At 55.7% G+C, this 20,711-nt stretch carries 16 protein-coding genes; 14 read left to right on the plus strand and 2 right to left on the minus strand.

Annotated elements, in window-relative coordinates; all coding sequences use genetic code 11:
* The first annotated feature begins 194 nt into the window (after nt 1-194).
* Complete coding sequence (locus J4859_RS04815; protein ID WP_212333437.1) at nt 195-572, plus strand: hypothetical protein; 378 nt, start codon at nt 195-197, stop codon at nt 570-572.
* A gap of 47 nt (nt 573-619) precedes the next feature.
* On the plus strand, nt 620-901 hold the full coding sequence (locus tag J4859_RS04820) for a hypothetical protein (protein WP_212333440.1): 282 nt from the start codon (nt 620-622) through the stop codon (nt 899-901).
* Between the two features lie 735 nt (nt 902-1,636).
* On the opposite strand, the gene J4859_RS04825 is transcribed toward J4859_RS04820, so the two are convergent.
* Nucleotides 1,637-2,305, minus strand: a complete 669-nt coding sequence (locus tag J4859_RS04825; protein WP_212333443.1) for a transcriptional regulator — start codon at nt 2,303-2,305, stop codon at nt 1,637-1,639.
* Between the two features lie 529 nt (nt 2,306-2,834).
* Here J4859_RS04825 and ssnA point away from each other — a divergent pair.
* The 6 genes from ssnA to xdhC all read left to right on the plus strand — a co-directional run bounded on the left by ssnA (nt 2,835) and on the right by xdhC (nt 14,173).
* Complete coding sequence (gene ssnA / locus J4859_RS04830) at nt 2,835-4,178, plus strand: putative aminohydrolase SsnA (RefSeq protein WP_212333445.1); 1,344 nt, start codon at nt 2,835-2,837, stop codon at nt 4,176-4,178.
* A gap of 135 nt (nt 4,179-4,313) precedes the next feature.
* Complete coding sequence (gene ygfK / locus J4859_RS04835; protein WP_212333448.1) at nt 4,314-7,322, plus strand: putative selenate reductase subunit YgfK; 3,009 nt, start codon at nt 4,314-4,316, stop codon at nt 7,320-7,322.
* Between the two features lie 108 nt (nt 7,323-7,430).
* The gene (xdh, locus tag J4859_RS04840; protein ID WP_212333451.1) at nt 7,431-10,199 is read left to right on the plus strand and encodes a selenium-dependent xanthine dehydrogenase; all 2,769 of its coding nucleotides are present in this window, start codon (nt 7,431-7,433) and stop codon (nt 10,197-10,199) included.
* A 250-nt stretch (nt 10,200-10,449) separates the two neighbouring features.
* Nucleotides 10,450-12,795 (plus strand): xanthine dehydrogenase subunit XdhA, encoded by a 2,346-nt coding sequence (gene xdhA, locus J4859_RS04845; RefSeq protein ID WP_212333467.1) that lies wholly within the window; start codon nt 10,450-10,452, stop codon nt 12,793-12,795.
* Entirely contained in the window at nt 12,795-13,673 is an 879-nt protein-coding gene (gene xdhB / locus J4859_RS04850; protein ID WP_212333470.1) for a xanthine dehydrogenase subunit XdhB, read from the plus strand. The genes xdhA and xdhB overlap by 1 nt, the downstream gene beginning before the upstream one ends.
* Nucleotides 13,674-13,675: 2 nt before the next feature.
* Complete coding sequence (gene xdhC, locus J4859_RS04855; protein WP_212333473.1) at nt 13,676-14,173, plus strand: xanthine dehydrogenase subunit XdhC; 498 nt, start codon at nt 13,676-13,678, stop codon at nt 14,171-14,173.
* An 83-nt stretch (nt 14,174-14,256) separates the two neighbouring features.
* On the opposite strand, the gene J4859_RS04860 is transcribed toward xdhC, so the two are convergent.
* A complete protein-coding gene (locus tag J4859_RS04860; protein WP_212333475.1) occupies nt 14,257-15,024 on the minus strand; it encodes an IclR family transcriptional regulator in 768 nt (255 codons plus the stop codon).
* Nucleotides 15,025-15,207: 183 nt separating this feature from the next.
* Between J4859_RS04860 and J4859_RS04865 the strand changes: the two genes are divergently transcribed.
* The 6 genes from J4859_RS04865 (at nt 15,208) to J4859_RS04890 (ending at nt 20,643) form a co-directional block, all read left to right on the plus strand.
* Nucleotides 15,208-15,510, plus strand: a complete 303-nt coding sequence (locus J4859_RS04865; protein ID WP_212333478.1) for a UxaA family hydrolase — start codon at nt 15,208-15,210, stop codon at nt 15,508-15,510.
* Nucleotides 15,507-16,682: a UxaA family hydrolase gene (locus tag J4859_RS04870; protein WP_212333480.1), complete on the plus strand. Its 1,176-nt coding sequence runs from the start codon at nt 15,507-15,509 to the stop codon at nt 16,680-16,682. Before J4859_RS04865 ends, J4859_RS04870 begins: the two co-directional genes overlap by 4 nt.
* A gap of 79 nt (nt 16,683-16,761) precedes the next feature.
* Nucleotides 16,762-17,553 carry an SDR family oxidoreductase gene (locus J4859_RS04875; RefSeq protein ID WP_212333483.1) on the plus strand — a complete coding sequence of 264 codons (792 nt, stop codon included), beginning with the start codon at nt 16,762-16,764 and terminating at the stop codon, nt 17,551-17,553.
* 10 nt (nt 17,554-17,563) lie between these two features.
* Complete coding sequence (locus J4859_RS04880) at nt 17,564-18,835, plus strand: MFS transporter (RefSeq protein ID WP_212333486.1); 1,272 nt, start codon at nt 17,564-17,566, stop codon at nt 18,833-18,835.
* An 8-nt stretch (nt 18,836-18,843) separates the two neighbouring features.
* Complete coding sequence (locus J4859_RS04885) at nt 18,844-19,644, plus strand: amidohydrolase (protein ID WP_212333489.1); 801 nt, start codon at nt 18,844-18,846, stop codon at nt 19,642-19,644.
* Nucleotides 19,645-19,758: 114 nt separating this feature from the next.
* Nucleotides 19,759-20,643 (plus strand): dihydrodipicolinate synthase family protein, encoded by an 885-nt coding sequence (locus J4859_RS04890; protein WP_212333492.1) that lies wholly within the window; start codon nt 19,759-19,761, stop codon nt 20,641-20,643.
* Nucleotides 20,644-20,711 lie beyond the last annotated feature (68 nt).

Consider the following 20,711-nt stretch of genomic DNA (forward strand, 5'->3'; position numbering starts at 1 on the left):
GGTTCTGAAGCGCCATGCATATGCAGACAGCAATCATCAACGTAGGCAATATGTGGATGGGATTTCAGGGGCATCAATTATTGTGGCGGCTTTAAGTTCGTAGCGCCAATAATATGAGAGAGCTTGCATCCAAAGATGGAATTGTCCGACGGAAGAAAGTAGAAGAAGGTAAAGATTTCTGACTGAGGAGCTGCATGAAGATCGAGCTTGCCAACTTTCTTCTGGAGGAATCCCGCGCGTTTTTCGCGGCTTTGCAGCTTTATGTACATGCGGGGGGGCGGATGGACAAGGAGCGAGATGGATGGCATCTGGCTTCGAGCAGCAAATATGACTTCACCGCATTTTTCGATGTCCTCTCGGTTAAGAGATACAGCGAATACACCTCTGCTCATAGCTACCTGCTTCATCTTGAGATAAATGGCAAGACAGCTATCTTCCAGACAGCTGTCAATGCCTGTGACTATGTGCTACAAAGAGATGGCAGGATCATTGAAGCCAATGGAGATAGCTGGGGGCTATCGATATTCTCCTCGCCTATGATCCCTCGGATATCCCCTGTGACTTCGTTATAGCTGCTGCTTCCCCTGTCATCCTGCGGAACAGCTATCGCTGTGCAGAGGTGGCAGACGAAGGCATCCACCCGGTGGAGCTTGTGCTCTTGGCCACGACCTTCAAGAAGGAATCCTATATCATCCATAACAGCGGCCTCGTAAGCAAGGCCATCCTCGGATCGGATGAGGATATTGCCAAGCATTCCCGCGTGTATGCCGTAGATAACGGCAGGATGTTGGGTGCGCAGAAACTCTCTGGTGGAAAAGTGACGGTATCTCCAAACAGGAATATCGACGGTGCCAGTGGCTTTGCCTGTGGCAGGCAGGGCGCACCACTTACCTGGCCCTGACGTGTACCACCCTCACAGGGAGGATGCCCTGCACCCATCTGCGCTCCTTAAACCAGATGCCGAAGAGCTCCATTCGACCCTAAGCCCCATAGGACCTCTTAAAGAGCCTTGCCAGCATGCCTGCCTTAAGCATCCATATCCTACCTTAGGATCGAAGCCTTCCGTCACCAAAATCTTGGCTGTCCGGGTGCCACGTGCTCAAGGGGATGCAGGAGTGCTACCTACCATAAGTAGCGAAGAGCCTGTTTTACCGATGGATGGCAGTATTGCCCTTACATAGTTGTCGACTGTGTAGGCGCCGTCGGTATAGCCTGACTTATGGACCTGCTCGTAGATCTCACGTATCGTGTTATGTCGCTTTCCAAATTCCTGTAGGTCATGTTTCAGGAACTCATCGATCCCTGGCTTGTAGGAGGGTCGAATTTGGTGGCTCTTCTTGGTGGTGGAAACTTAGGTGAGAAGTTCATCTCATTCGGATACTTGAAAAATGTCTTTCGATCGTGTCCGGTTATCTGCGCTATTTCGGTGATGTTCATACTCTATATCTGTCGAGGCCCACTATGAGGTCGACATCGTCCATGCTTATCCTGTACCTTGCTTCGCTACCTTCTTTCGGTTTGCTCGGTGTGTCTGTGTCTTCGATGAACAGCAGCCAAGTATTGATTGAGATCCATGATATAAAAAGTGCCTTCATCCCGCAGGATAAAGGCACAGTATTGTATCGAATATTGTTCGTCAGTTTGCTTTGTCTGGCTTGGGATTGTTCGCGTGTTTTGCTTCATCCATGTAGCTGTAGAGTGTGTATTTGGAGATCCCGAAGTAGTTGCAGACCTTGGGGCCGGACTTGGTGATCAGGAAGGCACCGGCGTCATTCAGGAAGCCGATCGCGCGGACCTTGTCCTCTTTTGTCATGAGCAGCACCGGCTTGCCGACGAGGCGGACGCTCTCGTCGATGAGCTCATCGAGTAGATCGTTTACATTGCGCGGGATGATCTCGGGATTGGACTTGTTGTTGCCCTTCACTTCAGTGAAGTCCTTCAGCTCTTCCGTCATGGTCAAAAACAGGGTGATATCGTAGTTGATCGCGAAGATCGCATAGGGGATGCCTTTTTGGTCACGCAGAAAGATCGTCGTCGACTTCAGGATCTTCCCGTCTTCGGTGCGTGTCAGATATGCCAATTTGTCATGCAGCTTTTTTGGGTCGGTGTCGAGGGCTTTGATTACGACATTGGATGGCCCGTCGCCGATAGAGCGGCCAGAGATGTGGCCGTTTTCGATTGCCACGATCGTATGGTTCAAGTCCTTGGTTGTGAGGTCGTGCACAGCGACCTCACAGTTCTTACCAAACTGTACAGCGATACCCTCCGCGAGACGCTTGAGGAAGTCTAATTGATCTTCATGCATGTTTGGGAACTCCTGGATGCTCATATACCATAGTTCAAACTATATGCTATTCAATTATGCTGCGAAAATCTGCGATATCAAACAAATTTTTATCTGTATTAATAACAAAAAGTTTGAAGACCACAAGTTGCAGTGTGACTGGAACCTGTCGATGGATACAACGGGGCATGATGGTTGAGAAGCTCAGGTATCTCTACGTTGTAGTTTCACTTATATAACGTGATTTGAAACCCCCTTCACTTCTTCCATGCTTCATAACCATTCACACCCAGAATCTGCCCGATGGGCTAAGCGATGCCTTGATCCGGGAAGGGATATGGGATAGTAAAGACAAACATACCTGAAAAAAAGTTAGGTACAATAACGGTAAGTCTGCTTAAGCAAGTTGTCAGCTTGGGCACAGTGATAAACAGTGAGCTTGTCGGACTCTCACTCAAAACGTTCGGCCGGCACGGTCGGAGAGGGCTGCGCCCGTAACGGGAACCATCGTAGCTGAGCTGCGACACTTTGAATCTGGGAGAGGAAAACTATGCTGCTGGTAACAAACGGTAGAGTTATCACCCGCGACGATGCAATGCCTTTTATTCAGGATGGAGCGGTCGCAATTGATGGCGGCACGATCGCTGCGGTCGGACCCCGTGAAGAGTTGGAGCGGACCTATCCGAAGGCGGAACGCCTGGATGCCCAGGGCGGTATCATTATGCCTGGCCTGATTAACTGCCATACCCACATCTATTCCGGGTTAGCCCGCGGCCTCGCAATCAAGGGCTGCAACCCCACGAACTTCCTGGAGAACCTGGAGCAGCAGTGGTGGGCGATCGACCGGCATCTCTACATGGATGAGACCAAGGCGAGCGCCTATGTCACGATCATGGAGTCCCTGCGCAACGGCGTGACGGCGATCTTCGACCACCATGCAAGCTACGCTGAGATCCCGGGATCCCTGTTCACGATCAAGGATGCCTGCCAGGAGCTCGGCATCCGTGCATGCCTCTGCTATGAAGTCTCCGAGCGCGACGGCCAGGAGAAGTGCGACCAGGCAATCGCTGAGAACGCAGATTTTGCGCGTTGGGCAGCCAAGCAGGATTCCGGCATGATCGTCGCAATGTTCGGCGGACACGCCACATTCACGCTCTCCGATGAGACAATGGACAAGATGCGTGAGGCCAACGACGGTCTGACTGGCTTCCATATCCATGTCTCCGAGGGCTTAAACGACGTCGAGGATTCGATGGAGAACCACTATGGCGTCCGCCCGGTGGAGCGCCTCTACAACCATGGACTTCTGGGGCCGGACACGATGCTCGGCCACTGCATCCATGTGACCCCGACTGAACTCGACCTGATCAAGGAAACCGGCACCTGGCTTGTGAACAACCCCGAGTCCAACATGAACAACGCCGTGGGTACCGCTCCGGTGCTCGAGTTCTTCCGCCGTGGCATCCCGGTGTGCATGGGTACCGATGCCTACACCCACGATATGCTCGACTCCCTCAAGGCCTTCATCTGCGTGCAGCGCCTCGAGAGTGGCAGGCCGAACGTGGGCTGGGATGAGGACATGACGATGCTGTTCAAGAGCAATCCGGCGATGGCAAGCAAGTACTTCAAGCGCGACTTGGGCGTCCTGCGTGAAGGCGCAGGCGCGGACCTCGCAATCTTCGATTACAACACCTTCACCCCGCTCTCTGAAGAGAACATCGACGGTCACATTCTCTTCGGCCTGGAGGGCAGACAGTGCCGTACCACGATCGTGAACGGCAAGGTCCTCTACAAGGACCGCAAGTTTGTCGCTTTCGACGAGGAGAAGATCAACGCCTTCTGCAATGAGCAGGCAAAGCGTCTTTGGGGCGACCTGAATGGACGTCAGTACTAAGTAAGTACTACAACTGAGGCTGAGCAGAGATTTGAGAAGGACATGAGAGGGGCCTTCTGTTCAGCGCGTATGGACTGCCCGCGGCGCCATATGCATGCGTGTTCCCGCGGGAGGTACATCTGGAGAGGAACAACCATGAGCGATATTATGCGCCCAATCTCATTTGCACACCTGATGGACTGGATCCTGAACGAGTATGAGAACCAGGGCACCATCTTCGGTGAGGACAAGCTCGTCTTCCACAAGGGCGGAGCCCGCCCGATCTTCAAGGAGAAGATTGAGACCCCGTTCGGCACCGCCGCTGGACCGAACACCCAACTGGCACAGAACCTTATCGCGGCCTATGTGACTGGGGCACGCTTCTTCGAGCTCAAGACGGTCCAACAGATGGATGGCCGTGAGCTTTCCAAGTGCGTGAACAAGCCCTGCATTCTGGCAAACGATGAGGGCTATAACTGCGAGTGGTCCACCGAGCTCACCGTGATTGAGGCGCAGGATGAGTACATCAAAGCTTGGGTCGTCTGCAAGGTACTGGCCAAGGAATTCGGTTTTGGCGATCCGGACGGCTTCGTCTTCAATATGTCCGTGGGCTATGACCTGAAGGGAATTAAGACTCCCAAGGTTGACGGCTTCATCGACAACCTGATGGATGCCTCTAACACCGAGGCCTTCAAGGGCGCGATCGAGTGGCTTGAGGATAACCTCGACCGTTTCAAGCACGTCGATAAGGCCTTCGTTGAGTCCATCACGCCGTACGTCTCAGACTCCATCACTGAATCCACCCTGCACGGCTGCCCGCCTGAGGAGATCGAGCGTATCGCCACACACTTGATCGAGAATAAGCACCTTAACACCTTTATCAAGTGCAACCCGACGCTTGTAGGCTACAAGAAGGCCCGCAAGCTCCTCGACTCGCTCGGCTTTGACTACATCATCTTCGATTCGCATCACTTCGACGAGGACCTGCAGTGGAAGGATGCAATTCCGATGTTCAAGCGCCTGCAGAAGCTCGCCGACGAGCAGGGCCTCGACTTCGGTGTCAAGCTGACCAACACCTTCCCAGTCGATGTGACGCGCAGAGAGCTCCCGAGCGAAGAGATGTACATGTCCGGCTGCGCGCTCTATCCGCTGTCCTTGACCCTGGCGGATATGCTCTCAAACGAGTTTGGCGGAAAGCTGCGCATCTCCTACTGCGGTGGCGCGGATGTCACCAACATTTACGGTCTCATCGATGCTGGCATCTGGCCAGTGACAATGGCAACAAACTTGCTGAAGCCGGGCGGATACGGCAGACAGCAGCAGATCGCCAAGATCCTCGAGGACGTCGACGACAAGCCGTTCAGTGGCGTCGACGTGAAAGCCCTCGACAAACTGGTTGACCAGATCCCATACACTCCACAGTTGCGGCATTCAATCAAATTGTTCCCGGAGCGCCACATCGACAAGCCGCTCCCGCTGCTTGACTGCTTCATAGCGCCGTGCCGCGAGCAGTGCCCGATCCATCAGGATATCCCGGGGTATCTGATGGCTTGCAATAGGGGAGACTACGCGGAGGCGCTGCACATCATCCTCGAGAGCAACGCGCTACCGTTCATGACCGGTACGCTGTGCCCGCATGGCTGCTGCAACGTCTGCATGCGCAACTATTACGAAGAGTTTGTCCATATCCGTGACTACAAACTTCTGGCTGCTCAGAAGGGCTTTGACACCGTAATCAAGGAACTCGCACCGCGCGGTGAGCAGGAGGACAAAAACGTCGCCGTAATCGGTGGCGGCCCGGCTGGCTTGGCCGTCGCTTCCTTCCTCTCCCGTGTCGGCGTCTCCGTCACCGTCTTCGAGCGCGCTATGGTCCTAGGTGGCGTTCCACGCCGTGTAATCCCTGGCTTCCGTATCAGCGACGGCGCAATCGCCCACGATGTGGAGCTCTGCCGTGCCTACGGTGCCCGCTTCGAGACTGGCAAGAACATCAAGAGCGCAGATGAGCTGCTCGACCAGGGTTACACCGATGTCGTAATCGCCGTGGGTGCCTGGGCTAAGGGCAGGGGCGTCCTCTCTGAGGATCAGACCGATGGCTCCGCCAAGCTCCTGGATGCCCTTGAATTCCTGGAGGCCTTCAGAGCGGATCCGTCCTCCGTCGAGCTTGGCACTGACATCGTCGTGGTTGGCGGCGGTAACACCGCAATGGATGTCGCCCGCGCTGCAAAGCGCGTCTTTGGCGTCAAGAATGTCCGTCTGGTCTACCGTCGTAACCGCCGCTATATGCCGGCAGATGAGGAAGAGTTGCAGGAGGCCATCGACGAAGGCGTCGAGTTCCTCGAGCTACTCGCTCCGAAATCCCAGAAGGCCGGCATCCTCACCTGTGAGGTTATGGAGCTCGGTGAGCCTGATGAGTCCGGACGCCGTCGCCCGGTTCCGACCGGCAAGACCCAAGATGTTCCGGCAACCGCGATCATCTCCGCAATCGGCGAGCGCGTCGAACAGGATGTCTTCACTGCTTCCAACATCGAGGTCGACCGTAAGGGTCGCCCGGTGGTCGATGAGAACCTCAAGACTTCCCGTGACCATGTCTACGCAATCGGCGATGCCCGCCGTGGACCGTCCGTGATTGTGAAGGTTGAGGCTGACGCCCAGACCGTCGCACACGTACTCTCCGGCGCCACCTTCGACGGACAGGCTGCGAAGAACATCAATCCTAACTACGACGAGCCACTTGCCTCCCGTGGACACCTGTTTGACAAGTGCACGATAGCAGAGGGACCGCGCTGCTTGGGCTGTCCGACCGTCTGCGAGACCTGCGTTGAGGTCTGCCCGAATCGCGCTAACGTCGCTGTCCGCGTTCCGGGTATGCGCGAGCGCCAGATCATCCATATGGATGGCATGTGCAACGAGTGCGGCAACTGCGCTGTGTTCTGCCCTTATGCGGGCCGTCCGTACAAGGACAAGCTCACCCTGTTCTGGAGCCGTGAGGACTTTGATGACTCTGACAACGAGGGCTTCCTGAAGACCGAGGATGGCATGCTCGTCCGCTTCGATGGAAAGGCCGCTGTCTACAACATCGACGACGAGAGCTGTGGCCTTCCTGAGAACGTGCGCAAGATGATCCAGACTGTCCGTGATTCTTACGGCTATCTGCTTGAGCGCTAAGCGCTGGTCAGGCGAACCCAATGTTCCCTTAACTTTTTCTTTGGTTCTTTTAACTGAGGTAGATTGGTGTGACGAGCGCGCTGATCTACCGCTGAAAGAGGTGTGACTATGGCAGATGAGTACCGTTTTGTGGTAAACGGCGTCGAGCATACGACCACAGAGCAAAAATCGATGCTGCGCTATCTGCGCGATGATCTGGGCCTCCTCTCCGTAAAGGATGGCTGCTCTGAGGGCGCCTGCGGCGCGTGCACCGTGCTCGTGGATGGCAAAGCCATGAAGAGCTGCGTGCTGAACACGAAGCGCGCCAACGGTAAAGAGATCACCACCGTCGAGGGTCTGACCCATGAAGAGAAGGAAGCTTTCGTCTATGCCTTCGGTGCCCGTGGCGCTGTTCAGTGCGGCTTCTGTACGCCAGGCATGGTGATGAGCGGTGTGGCGCTGCTGAGAAAGAATTCGAACCCGACCGAGCAGGACATCAAGAAAGCCATCAACGGTAATATCTGCCGTTGCACCGGCTACAAGAAGATCATCGAGGGTATCGACCTTGCAGGTAAGGTCCTGCGCGGTGAGGAAAAGCTCGACTACGAGCTCGAAAAGGGCGACAAGTACGGCGTTGGTGTCCCGGCCTTCAGAAATGATGTCCGTGAGAAGGTCTTGGGCTACGGCAAGTTCCCCGACGATGTCACCGTGAAGGATTATCCGGACATGGCATACGGCTCCTGCGTGCGTACGAAGTATCCGCGCGCCAAGGTCTTAAAGATTGACACCACTGAGGCAGAAGCGCTGTCGGGTGTGGTCGGCGTCCTTAGGGCTGAGGATGTGCCAGTAAACCAGGTGGGCCACCTGATCCGCGACTGGGATGTCTTTATCGCTGAAGGCGACATCACCCGCTCGATGGGCGATGCGCTGTGCATGGTCGTCGCTGAGACTCCGGAGATCCTGGAGCGGGCCAAGAAGCTCGTCGATGTCGAGTACGAAGAGCTTGATCCGGTCCGCAACATCGATGAGGCGGCAAAGCCGGATGCCCCATTGATCCACACAAGCTTCAATGCTTTTGGCAACCATGTGGTCCTGCACAACAACATCTGCCAGCAGCGCCACATTACTCGTGGTGATACGAAGGAGGCGCTGAGGAACTCCGCCTACACCGTGACCGGGACTTTTGAGACCCCGTTCACCGAGCACGCTTTCCTCGAGCCGGAGTGCGCAGTCGCTTTCCCGTACAAGAATGGTGTCAAGATCCTCTCCACCGACCAGGGTGCCTACGATACCCGCCAAGAGGTCGCCCACATGTTCGGGTGGGACAAGACCCCGGAGCGTGTCGTCGTTCAGACGATGCTCGTCGGCGGTGGCTACGGCGGCAAGGAGGACGTCTCCGTCCAGCACCTCGCGGCCTTGGCAGCCTTCCACTTCAATCGTACGGTGAAGGTGAAACTGACCCGTCAGGAGTCCATCAACTTTCACCCGAAGCGCCATGCGATGCGCTGCACCTATACGCTCGGCTGCGATAAGGCGGGCCTCTTCACCGGCCTCGATGCAGACATCCACTTTGATACGGGCGCCTATGCGAGTCTGTGTGGCCCGGTCCTCGAGCGTGCCTGCACCCACTCGGTTGGTCCATACAAGTACCAAAACACCGATATCCGTGGCTATGGCTACTACACAAACAACCCGCCTGCGGGTGCCTTCCGTGGCTTCGGCGTATGCCAGACTGAGTTTGCGCTGGAATCTCTGATCGACGAGCTGGCGGATAAAGCCGGTATTGACCGCTGGAAGATCCGCTATAACAACGCAATTGAGCCGGGCGCTGTCCTCCCGAACGGCCAGATCGCTGACCGTTCCACCGCGCTCAAGGAGACCCTGCTCGCAATCAGAGATGAATACGAGAAGAACAAAGACCATGCGGGTCTCGCCTGCGCAATGAAGAACTCCGGCGTCGGCGTCGGACTTCCGGATGCAGGCCGTGCGAACATCCACGTAGAGAACGGCAAGGCTGTCATCTACTCCGCCACCTCCGATATCGGCCAGGGTTGCAATACGATCTTTATGCAGGATCTCTCTGAGGCAACCGGCCTTCCGCGTGAGGCGATCCGCAACGGTGAGTGTTCCACTGAAGCCGCTCCGGACTCTGGTACCACCTCCGGATCCCGGCAAACCGTTATCACTGGCGAGGCAGTCCGTGGTGCGGCATTCTTGCTGCGCGACGCAATGGAGAAGGTCGAACGCGGTGAGGAAGTGCCGAAGGGCAAGGTAAGCGCCAAGGGCGACGGCATCCACATGACCTTTGCGGACGGCACCACGTATACGATCAGTGATCCGAAGACCTTGAAAGCGGGTCACACTCAGACCGTGAAGGACCCTGAAGGCGCGCTCAAGAAGCTTGAGGGCTGCCAGTTCGCCTATGAGTACTTTGAGCCGACCGACAAGCTCGGTGCCCACAAGAAGTATCCAAAGAGCCACATCTGCTACGCCTACTCCACGACGCTTGCGGTGCTCGACGAGAACCGTAAGGTCTCCAATATCTATGCTGCGCACGACTCCGGTAAAGTTATCAACCCGATCGCAATCCAAGGACAGATCGAGGGCGGTGTGCTCATGTCGATGGGCTATGCGCTAACTGAGAACTTTGTCCTGAAGGACTGCGTTCCAAAGGTCAAATACGGCATCTTAGGATTGCCGCACGCGACACAGATCCCGAACATCCACGCGATCTATGTGGAGAAGGATGAGCTGCTCCCGGTCGCCTATGGCGGCAAGGGCATCGGTGAGATCTCCTCGATCGGCGCGGCGCCTGCTATCCGCAACGCCTACCGTCAGGTGGACGGCGTCGGGCAGAACAAATTACCGCTCGACGGAACGCCCTATAAGCACCGTTAACGCTTGCCTGTTCCAAAGCAACACACAGTGTGTTGACTTCTAAAGCCCGCTTGTTCCCAATCAGGGGATGAGCGGGCCTTTTGTCAGCAATCGATTTTTGCTTATCGTATCCAGTAAATATTGAGAATAGTAACTTACTAAACAAGCGTTCTCGTTAGCACCGAAGGAAAAGAGCGGTCCCCCTTGCATCTCTGCAAAACTGTGAGCTGTCAAGATAAGTTTATTGCTCATCAGAAAGGAGCGGTAAGCAATGGAGAAGTATCGGGAGGTCGGAAGGTCCCTCAAGCGTGTTGACGCCTACGATAAGGTGACAGGACGCGCGATGTTCACTGACGATCTGTGCCCCAAACCCTGCCTCGATGCAAAGCTTCTGCATTCGACCATCGGCAATGGGCTGGTAAAGTCGATCGATACCTCAGCGGCTGAGAAGGTCTGCGGGGTCGTGAAGATCTTTACCTGCTTCGATGTCCCTGACTGGACCTATCCGGTTGCGGGACACCCCTGGTATGCGGACTCCGCCGCCAGCAAGCGCGATATGGCGGACCGCAAGCTGCTCGATTCCCGCATCCATATCTACGGAGACAACATCGCCGTCGTAGTGGCGCAGAACACGGTCGCCTGCGATCAGGCGCTGCGCAAGATCAAGGTCGAGTACGAAGAGTGGCCGGTGGTCTACGACGCGAAGGAATCGATGAAGGGCACCGAGCACCCCGTTCAGGGCCTTAAGCCGGACAACATCGTCGGCCACTCACTGGCAGTGACGAGTGAAGAGGATCTGGCCAAACATGGCTACAAGGCCGTTGAGGATGCGATCAATGACCCGAAGTACCACTACATCAGGATCCATCCTTCAACCGGTGAGCAGTCCCAGGTGCACCTCGAAACCTGCGTCTCTTACTGCTATGGGGAAGGCGACAAAATCGTCTGCGTGGCTTCTACCCAGATCCCGCACATTATGCGCCGTGTTATCGGTCAAGCTTTGGGTATACCCTGGGGCAACGTCCGCGTGATCAAGCCCTACATCGGCGGCGGCTTCGGCACCAAACAGGATGTCAACTACGAGCCGCTGAATGCCTGGATCTGCCAGCAGCTCGGTGGGCGCTGCGTCCGTATGGAGATCTCTCGCGAGGAGCTCTTCTGGGATACCTCTGGCAGGCAGCCGAAGGAGTTCGACATCGAAGCCTCTTACGACGATGATATGAATCTCCATGCCCGTAAGATCGAAGCGATCTCCAACACCGGCGGCTATGTCCACCACGGTCATGCGCTGGTTTTGAACTCGGTCAACTCCTTCCGGTGGCTCTACCACCGTCAGGAAGTGGCGACGCGCTCTGAGGCCTGGACCGTCTATACTAACGGCCCCCACACCGGTGCTATGCGCGCCTACGGCGTGCCAGAGGGTATCTGGGCGGCGGAGTGCCTGATGGGGGATATCGCCTACGACAATGGCTGGGACGGCGTCGAATTCCGCCTTAAGAACGCTGTCCGCCAAGGCTTCGTCGATGAGTTCATCCCGAATGGTGTGATGGCGGCGCACACCTTTGCGCTCCCGCAGTGCGTGGAGAAGGGCAAAGCGTACATCGAGTGGGATAAGAAAAAGAAAGAGTACACGAACGAGATTGGTCCTATCCGCCACGGTGTCGGCGTCGCCTTCTTCATCTACAAGACCGCCGTTGCCCCCTTTGCGCTTGAGACCGCAACCTCCCGTATCACCCTTAACCAGGATGGTACCTTCCAGCTGCAGATGGGCGCCACCGAGATCGGTCAGGGAGCCGACACCGTCTTCACCCAGATGGCCGCAGAGACGATTGGTGTCAAGTCTGAAAGTATCCACATCGTGTCTTTCCAGGATACCGATGTGACACCGTATGACCCCGGCGCCTTCGCCTCCCGTCAGACCTATGTCTCCGGCACTGCTGTCAAGCAGGCCGGGCAGAAGATGCGCACAAAGATTCTCGGCTTCGCACACCGCATCTATCCGAGTGCGGGGCTCCCGCTCGATCTGCGCGACGACAACAAAATCTATGATTCGACCGGTGCGGTGGTCACCACGCTGCCGTCACTTGCCCTCGAGTGCTACTACAACCTCGACCAGAACGATCAGCTGAGCACCTATGCCACAGTCAATATTCACACCCAGGCACTCGCTACCGGCTGCTCTTTTGCCGACATTACGGTCGATATGCCGCTTGGCAAAGTTACCGTCAACAAGATCATCAGTGTGCAGGACAACGGCCGTGTGATCAACCCGAAGCTCGTCGAGCAGCAAATCCACGGCGGCATGGGACAGTCCATCGGCTGGGCGCTCTCTGAGGAGGTCCAAGTCGACCCGAAGACCGCCCGCGTGCTCAATAACACGCTGTTGGACTACAAGGTCCCGACCTTTATGGACCTGCCTGATCTGAAGGCAGAGAACGTCGAGTGCGATGAGCCGACCGGCCCGTACGGCAACAAGGCGGTCGGTGAGACGCCGATCATCTCCCCGGCGCCAGCGATCCGTGACGCAATCCTGGATGCCACAGGCGTCAAGTTCTATCACATGCCAATGACTCCGCAGCGCCTCGCTGAGGGCTTCAAAAAGGAGGGGTTAATCTAATGTACGATATCGCATCGCTCTATGAAGCAACAAGCGTTGAGGACGCTGTGCGCACCCTGGCAGCCGACGAGCAGTCTGAGGTTATCGCCGGCGGCACCGACGTCCTGGTCAAGATCCGTTCCGGCAAAGATGCCGGAGCGCACTTGGTCTCAATCCACGAGCTGCAGGACGAGCTGACCGGCGTTACCTTGGCGGACGATGGCGCCGTGGAGATCGGGCCACTCTCCATCTTCCATTCGCTCACGGTTAACCCGATCATTCAGAAGACCGTGCCGACGTTAGGGCAGGCCTGTGACACCCCGGGTGGTCCGCAGTTGCGTGTCTCCGGCACGATAGGCGGCAACGTCTGTACTGCTGCAACCTCTGCGGATACCGGTTCGACGTTGTTGGCATACGGCGCAAAGCTCGATCTCGTGAGCGCTTCCGGCAAGCGTACTGTGCCGATCGAAGAGTGGTACACGGGTCCGGGCCGCTGCGTCAGAAAGCACGATGAACTGCTCTATAAGATCTGTATCCCGAAGAAGAACTACGAGGGATGGAGTGGCTATTACTTCAAGTACGGCAAACGCCAAGCGCTTGAGATCGCGACGATGGGATGCTGCTGTCTGGTGAAGTTGGGCACAGACAAAGAAACCATCGATGATATCCGCCTCGCCTTTGGCGTGGCAGCTCCAACCCCGATCCGTGCCCACAGTACGGAAGATAAGGTGCGCGGCATGAAGGTGAAGGATGCCGCAGAGATTATCGGTGAGCTTGCGCAGAAGGATACGCATCCGCGTGATTCCTGGCGCGCTTCAAAGGACTTTCGCTACCAACTCATTAAGGAAATGGCGAAGCGCTCGCTCGTGAAAGCGGCTCAGAATGGAGGGGCTGAATAGCTATGGATATGCGTATTTTGGAGTGCACGATCAACGGGAAGCCCGTCCAGGTCGGCTACGACCCACGTGAATCCCTCTTGGATACCCTGCGTGATCGCCTCCATCTCACTGGCACCAAACGCGGGTGCGAGGTCGGCGAGTGCGGCGCCTGCACTGTGCTGATTAACGGTGTCGCAACGGACTCCTGCCTCTATCTAACCGATTGGGCACAGGGGAAGGATATCGTGACGATCGAAGGTCTGGCAGGGGAGGATGGTACCTTGAATCCGGTTCAGCAGGCCTTTGTAGATGAGTTTGCAGTTCAGTGCGGTTTCTGCATCCCTGGCATCATCATGTCCGCGATGGAGATGTACAACGCTGGCAAGACTTATACGAGGGATGAGATCAGAAAGCAGCTCTCGGGTCACCTTTGTCGCTGTACTGGCTACCAAAACATCGTGAACGCGGTTGAGAAGGCGGTCGATGTGACCCATGATCTCGTCGGAAAGAAAGACGAATGACTGTCACTTCACAGAGTGAAAGCGAAACGCTCTCGGATTGAGTCCGGGGGCGTTTCTCATGCCGCGTCGATGGTGGCCAATCCTCAGGTGTTGAGCGCAGCCTCGAGTTTGGTGCGGGCCTGATCGAGGAGCTTGATCACGGTCTGCTTCTTTTCATCGTCGAACCGATACGCCGGAACTGAGACACCCAGTGCATACTGTATGATGTGATCGACGCGAATGGGTGTAGCGACACAGCGGACCGAAGCGAGTGCCTCTCCATGCTCTGAGGTGATGCGCCGCTCGCGGCAGCTCCGAAGCTGCGCATACAATATGTCGATATCCGAGATGCTGTCCTCCGTGAGAGCCTTCATGCCATGTTTGAAGATCGCCTGGAGCTCTTCTTTTGTGCAATCGAGCAAGAGTGATTTGCCAATCGCGGTGCACTGCAAAGGAAGGCGTCTGCCCACATCGGAGATCAGGCGGATCGGTTGGGGAGAATCAACCTTTGCAATATAGAGGACTCTGTCGTTCTCCCGTATCCCAACTTGACAGGTCTCCAGGCAGCCTTCCTCCACTGCATGCATCTGTGTTCTTAAGAGTTTGATCGTCGCATCGTGCTGATAGAAGGAGTGGCTGATCAGGTACGCCTTGAGTCCGATGCTGTAGGTGTGTGATCTGGGGTCCAACTGAAGGAAGTCTCGCTCAGCGAGGGTGTGGACAATCGGGCTCAATGAGCCCTTTGCGATCTTTGTCGCCCGTGAGAGTTCACTCAACGTCATTCCCTGCTTGGAATTCGCAAGTGTCTCAAGGATATCGAGTATCCGCTTCGTTGGGCGGTGGGGCACAAATGCGGTCTTTACGGTATCCATAAGCGATCCTCCATTTACAGAGAGATTACAGCCGCTCAGTGAGTATTGGGCGTCGAGCTCTTCCATAGGCTGATTTATTCTTATGATTATACTAGTTCGTAAATGAGTATACAGTTCAGATATACGAACAACAATGATAAAAGAAAGGCCAATAAATGCAACACATTGCATATAGGAGGACTTGTGAGAGACGCTCTTGTGATTGAGGATAGAGACAATGTAGCGGTGGCAATCCATCCTCTGAAACAGGGTTCAATTGTACAGTTTGTGTATCCCTCCGGAAAGGCCAGGAAGCTCAAAGTCAACCAGGGTATCCCATTGTTCCACAAGTTTGCTTTAGCCGATATCCCGAAAGGCTCCCAGGTCACCAAGTACGGTGAGTATATCGGAATTGCTACCCAAGACATCAAGGCAGGGGATTGGGTCCACACGCACAATCTTGCAAGCACCGATTCGCTTAAAGGTTCGGCAGGTGAATCCATGTGAGTAAGCACTATCAATTTTTAGGCTACAAGCGTAGTGATGGCTCTGTGGGGATCAGAAACCATGTTTTGATCCTTCCAACGAGCATCTGCGCCTCTGATCTGGCAGAGCGGATCGCACATACGGTGGGAGGCTGTGTGTCTTTTCACAACCAGAACGGCTGTTCTCAGGTTGATGCGGATCGAGATCTGACCTTGAGAACCATCGCAGGCTACGCCGCAAACCCCAATGTCTACGGCGTGCTTGTCCTCTCACTGGGATGCGAGGGCTGCCAGAACGATATGGTCGTCGACGAGATCAGGAAGCGCTGCGACAAACCGCTCAAGACCCTGATTATCCAGCAGGTGGGCGGCACGCTGCACGCGATGGATGAGGGAACGCGCATGGCGCGTGAGCTCGTGGCTGAAGCTGAGCTCTGCAAGCGTGAGCCCTGCGATATCTCGGATCTGATCTTGGGCACTAACTGTGGCGGCTCTGACTCCTCAAGCGGGTTGGGCTCCAACCCGCTGATCGGTGCAGTTTCTGACAAGTTTGTCGAGTCAGGGGCGACTTCGGTCTTATGTGAGACCCCGGAGTTCTTTGGGGCGGAATATGTACTAGCACGTCGCGCTGCAACCCCTGAGATCGGAAAACAGATCCTCAAGATTGTCAAAGACTACGAGACCTATGTAGAGAGCTTTGGCGCTGAGATGCGCGAGGGTAATCCGTCTCCGGGCAACAAAGCCGGTGGCCTTACAACCCTCGAGGAGAAATCCTTAGGCTGCATCCACAAAGGAGGTCACTCTCCGATTAAAGCGGTGTATTCCTATGCAGCCCCGCTGAAGCACCATCAGGGGCTTGTGATCATGGACACCCCTGGCAACGATCCTTCCTCCGTGGGTGGTCTTATCGCCGGCGGTTGCCAGCTGGTCGTGTTCTCGACTGGCTTGGGCACCCCGACGGGTAACGCCTTGGTGCCAGTCTATCGGCTTACCGCGAACCCCAAGACCGCAAAGGCGATGGCGGACAACACTGACTTCGATGCGACCGCCACGATCTACGGACCGGAGACGATGGATGAGCTCAGAGATCGGATGATCGACGAGTTGATGGAAGTGTGCTGCGGCAAGGAGACCTGTGCTGAGTCGCTCGGCTTTACCGAGACTGCGCTGCCACACCTCTGCAACTATATGTAAGTTTTTCTCTTTAGGCACTAGTCCGCGGTATGAGGCAACACCGGGTTGCCAGTTGCGGTGAAAGAAAGGAAGTTTGGTTATGGATTTGCATCTTCAAGGCAAGGTCATCTTCGTTACCGGTGGTTTCAAAGGTATCGGCCGCGCAATCGCTCTGCAGCTCGCGCGCGAAGGCGCGATCCCCATTGCTCTGAACCGCAAAGACGGTGCTGAGGATGCTTTCAAAGAGGATATGGAGAAGATCACCAAGACCTATGAGATCCACTTTATCGACCTCAACAACACCGACGAGATCAAGCCGATCATCGATGATGTCCATGAGCGCTATGGTCACATCGACGGCGTCGTAAACAACGCCGGCAGAAACGACAACCTCGACCTCGAGTCCACCTCCTGGAGAGACTTCGAGAAGTCCCTACACGGGAACCTCACCCACTACTATGAGATGGCCCACGAAGCCTGCCCGTATCTGAAGGAGTCCAAGGGCTCCATCGTTAATATCACCTCAAAAGTCGCCTTCACCGGCCAGGGCAAGACGAGCGCATATGCAGCCGCTAAGGGCGGCATTGCAGCCCTTACCCGTGAGTGGGCGGCCGCACTCGTCGGCGACGATATCCGCGTGAACGCCGTGGTTGTCGCAGAGGCTTGGACTCCGCTCTATGCCAATTGGATCAAGACCTTCGGTGACAAGGCGCACCAGGAAGCACGCCTGCGCCTGATTACCGACAAGATCCCTCTAGAGCACAGAATGACCAAGCCGGAGGAGATTGCAAACGCCGTAGCCTTCCTGCTGAGCGATCGCTCCTCCCACACCACCGGCCAGTGGTGCTTCGTCGACGGCGGATATGCTCATCTCGACCGTGCGCTGAGCTAGGAGTGAGACCATGGCACAAAACGCTTCGGATAGGAGAAGGTCCTCGAAGACAACCTTAGCCATTGTTCTCGTAACCTTCTTATTCTTTGCCTGGGGTTTAACGATGAACCTCGTCAATGCTCTTGATAACCCTATGGCAAACTACCTTGAACTCAACTCCACCGAGTCCTCGCTGTTGCAGGTTGCATACTACGGCGCCTACTTCATTATGGCAATTCCAGCCTCACTTGTCGCGCGTCGTTTCGGCTACAAGGGCGGTATCCTGATGGGATTGATCCTCTTTGTGATCGGCTCCCTGATCACGATCCCCGCGACCAACGTTTTGAGTTACAGCCTGTTCCTTTTTGCGATGTTTGTGATCGCTGCTGGCGCCGCGACGCTCGAGACGAATTGCAACCCGTACATCACCAAGCTGGGCGATGAGAAACACGAGTCAACGCGTCTGAACCTTTCGCAGAGCTTCAATGGTATCGGCAACATCGTCGGTCCTCTGATTCTGGGCCAGATCGTGGGCGAAGCAGTAGCCCCGGGAAACCCGGGCTTTGAAGCGGCACGGGCAGCCTTCATGAGCTCGACACAGCACCTTTACATCTGGATCGCCGTGGTCATGTTCATCGTCCTCATGATCTTCACCTTTGTTCATCTCCCGGAGCCTCCGGGAGATGTGGCTGAGCGTGAGTCCGGCAAGAAGAGTGACACCCCGGTCTCCAAACAGCTGTTCTCAAAGCGTCACTTCGTCCTGGGTGTGATCGCTGAGTGTATCTTTATCGGCCTGCAGGTCGGTGGCATGGCACTGTTCTCGGGTTTCGCAATGAGGCACTGGGACGGTATGAGCGCCGGTACGGCAGCATCACTACTAGCTTTGCTCTCTCTGCTCTTCACCTTGGGCCGCTTTATCACTACCCCATTGATGAATCGCTTTGAGCCCTCAAAGATCTTGGGCGTGTATATGGTCCTGTCTGCGGTATTGATGGCAATCACCGCTATGGGCATTGACTATGTGTCGGTCATCACCTTCCTAATCGCCTACCTCTTTATCTCCATTGGATACCCGACGATCTACTCTCTGGCGCTCAAGGGAATCCAAGGTGACGCTGCGAAAGCCGGCGGCAGTGCACTGACGATGTCTATCATCGGCGCGGCGCTGATCCCGCTTCTGATGAGCGTGATCGCAGACACTGCTGGTATTGAGATCGCCCTGTTGATTGCAGTTCCTGGCTTTCTGTTTGACGCTTGGTACGGATTCAAGAGCTCCAGAGTTGTCCCTGAGAAGGAGGCATAACAAACGATATGGCTAATCTGAAAGTCATTGACGCTCACTTTCACCTGTGGGATTTAAGTAAGCAGAACTTACCGTGGCTTGAGACCACCGACGGCTCCATCACGAAGACTTATACGCTTGACGACTATCTGAGCCAGTATAAAGGATTGTCTAATGTCGACTTCCTGGGTGGCGTGTACGTCGAGGTGGACTGCGACAATTCGATCCAGGAAGACAAAATCGCCTACGACCGTGGATGTGACCACATCCTCGCGTACATGATGCGCTCTGAGGTTTCTCCTTGGATGCGGATCCCGGTCTATGCTACCGGTATCCGTGAGCCGCTCCACGTTCCAAGTCAGCCTAAGGGGCACTGCCTGCGTCCGACCTTTATCCAGGGGCTGAAGGCAATGGCACAGGCAAACAAACCCTTTGATGCTTGCATGCGTGTCAGTGAGCTCGACGACCTCTATCAGGCACTGATTCAGGTTCCGGAGGAGGTCGTGATCCTCGATCACCTCGGCAATCCGGAGAAGCTCGATCAGGGCTATATGGACGCTATGAAGAAGCTCGCTACGCTGCCGAACCTCTACGTGAAGGTCTCGGGATTTCCAACGGCTGACGAGCAGTTTGTCTGCGACCTGCTGTCCTTTGTGCAGGATACCTTCCCGCCCTACAAGCTCATGTACGCGTCGAACTGGCCCGTCGTTGAGACCTACTCGACGTTCGTGGAGAACTTCAGTGTGTTGCGTGATGCCTTCAGCGACGATGAAGGGTTCTTCTGCCAGAATGCCGCACGTGCCTATCAGATTCAATTGCCTGCAGAATAAGCGCGTGTAAGGTTTCAAAAGAAAGGTTAGAGAGGTTAAGCGTCGTTTCGCTACGCCCCCGCGTAGCTGAGCGGCGCTTTGTATGTACGGAAGGAAATAAACGGAAGGAACACTATGAACGTACAGGGAGTGTATTGCCCTGCGATAACCGTCTTCAACGACGATGGGACGATTGACTATAAGCTGTGGGGCAAACAGCTTGACCGGGTGGCGGATGCCGGCATCAGCGGGGTACTCATCTTCGGTAGCATCGGGGAGTTCTATGCGATACCGATCGAGGAGCGTCTCAGGGCAGTGCCGTTTGCGGTGAAGCGCCTGAAGGGGAAATGTAAGGCCTTTATCGGCGTGGGAGATTGCGTCCCCAACGATGTGCGGCGCATGGTTGAAGCTGCCAACAAAGCCGGCGCCGATGCGGTCGTCGCGGTGTGTCCCTATTACTTTGGGCCTTCAGCGGATACTGCAGTTGCCTACTTTAAGGGCATCGCGGCGCTGACCGACCTGCCGATCATCCTCTACAACTTCCCGGACCGGACGGGCTCCGATATTTCGCCAAAGCTGGCGGCGCGGATTGTGCGGGAGGTGCCTTCGGTCGTCGGGATTAAGGATACCGTGGACAGTGCAAGCCACACCCGCCATGTAGTGCAGGCCGTGAAAGCGGTACGTCCCAGCGTGGGAGTGCTCTCCGGTTTTGATGAGTACTATCTGCCGACCCGTACCTGTGGAGGCGACGGTGTACTGTGCGGAATGACGAACGTCGAGCCTGAAACCTTTGTGGCGCTGCACCGAGCCTATGAGGCAGAAGATATGGCAACCGCGGTAGAGAAGGCAAAGCGCATTGTACATTTGGTGCAGGTCTACGATGTGTGCGACCTCTTTATCTCCGGCGTCAAGTGCGCCGTAAAGGCCAAGGGTTTGCCAATCTCAACCAAGATTCAGAACCCGGCCTGTCAAGCGAGTGAGGAGCAGTACGAACACATTAAACAGATCCTCGAATCATAGAGGTACCGATGGGTTGCATTGGGCAAGTGCAGCCCCATTTTTTGTGATGTCTGCGGAGAAGACGTGCC

This window comes from Atopobium sp. oral taxon 416 (assembly GCF_018128285.1).
Lineage (GTDB): Bacteria > Actinomycetota > Coriobacteriia > Coriobacteriales > Atopobiaceae > Olsenella_L.

Coding starts and splice junctions, on each gene's coding strand:
- J4859_RS04860 (WP_212333475.1), bottom strand. CDS start 15,024: ATGGATACCGTAAAGACCGCATTTGTGCCCCACCGCCCAACGAAGCGG.
- J4859_RS04880 (WP_212333486.1), top strand. CDS start 17,564: ATGGCACAAAACGCTTCGGATAGGAGAAGGTCCTCGAAGACAACCTTA.
- ygfK (WP_212333448.1), top strand. CDS start 4,314: ATGAGCGATATTATGCGCCCAATCTCATTTGCACACCTGATGGACTGG.
- J4859_RS04875 (WP_212333483.1), top strand. CDS start 16,762: ATGGATTTGCATCTTCAAGGCAAGGTCATCTTCGTTACCGGTGGTTTC.
- xdhA (WP_212333467.1), top strand. CDS start 10,450: ATGGAGAAGTATCGGGAGGTCGGAAGGTCCCTCAAGCGTGTTGACGCC.
- xdh (WP_212333451.1), top strand. CDS start 7,431: ATGGCAGATGAGTACCGTTTTGTGGTAAACGGCGTCGAGCATACGACC.
- J4859_RS04885 (WP_212333489.1), top strand. CDS start 18,844: ATGGCTAATCTGAAAGTCATTGACGCTCACTTTCACCTGTGGGATTTA.
- J4859_RS04815 (WP_212333437.1), top strand. CDS start 195: ATGAAGATCGAGCTTGCCAACTTTCTTCTGGAGGAATCCCGCGCGTTT.
- J4859_RS04825 (WP_212333443.1), bottom strand. CDS start 2,305: ATGCATGAAGATCAATTAGACTTCCTCAAGCGTCTCGCGGAGGGTATC.
- xdhC (WP_212333473.1), top strand. CDS start 13,676: ATGGATATGCGTATTTTGGAGTGCACGATCAACGGGAAGCCCGTCCAG.
- J4859_RS04890 (WP_212333492.1), top strand. CDS start 19,759: ATGAACGTACAGGGAGTGTATTGCCCTGCGATAACCGTCTTCAACGAC.
- xdhB (WP_212333470.1), top strand. CDS start 12,795: ATGTACGATATCGCATCGCTCTATGAAGCAACAAGCGTTGAGGACGCT.
- ssnA (WP_212333445.1), top strand. CDS start 2,835: ATGCTGCTGGTAACAAACGGTAGAGTTATCACCCGCGACGATGCAATG.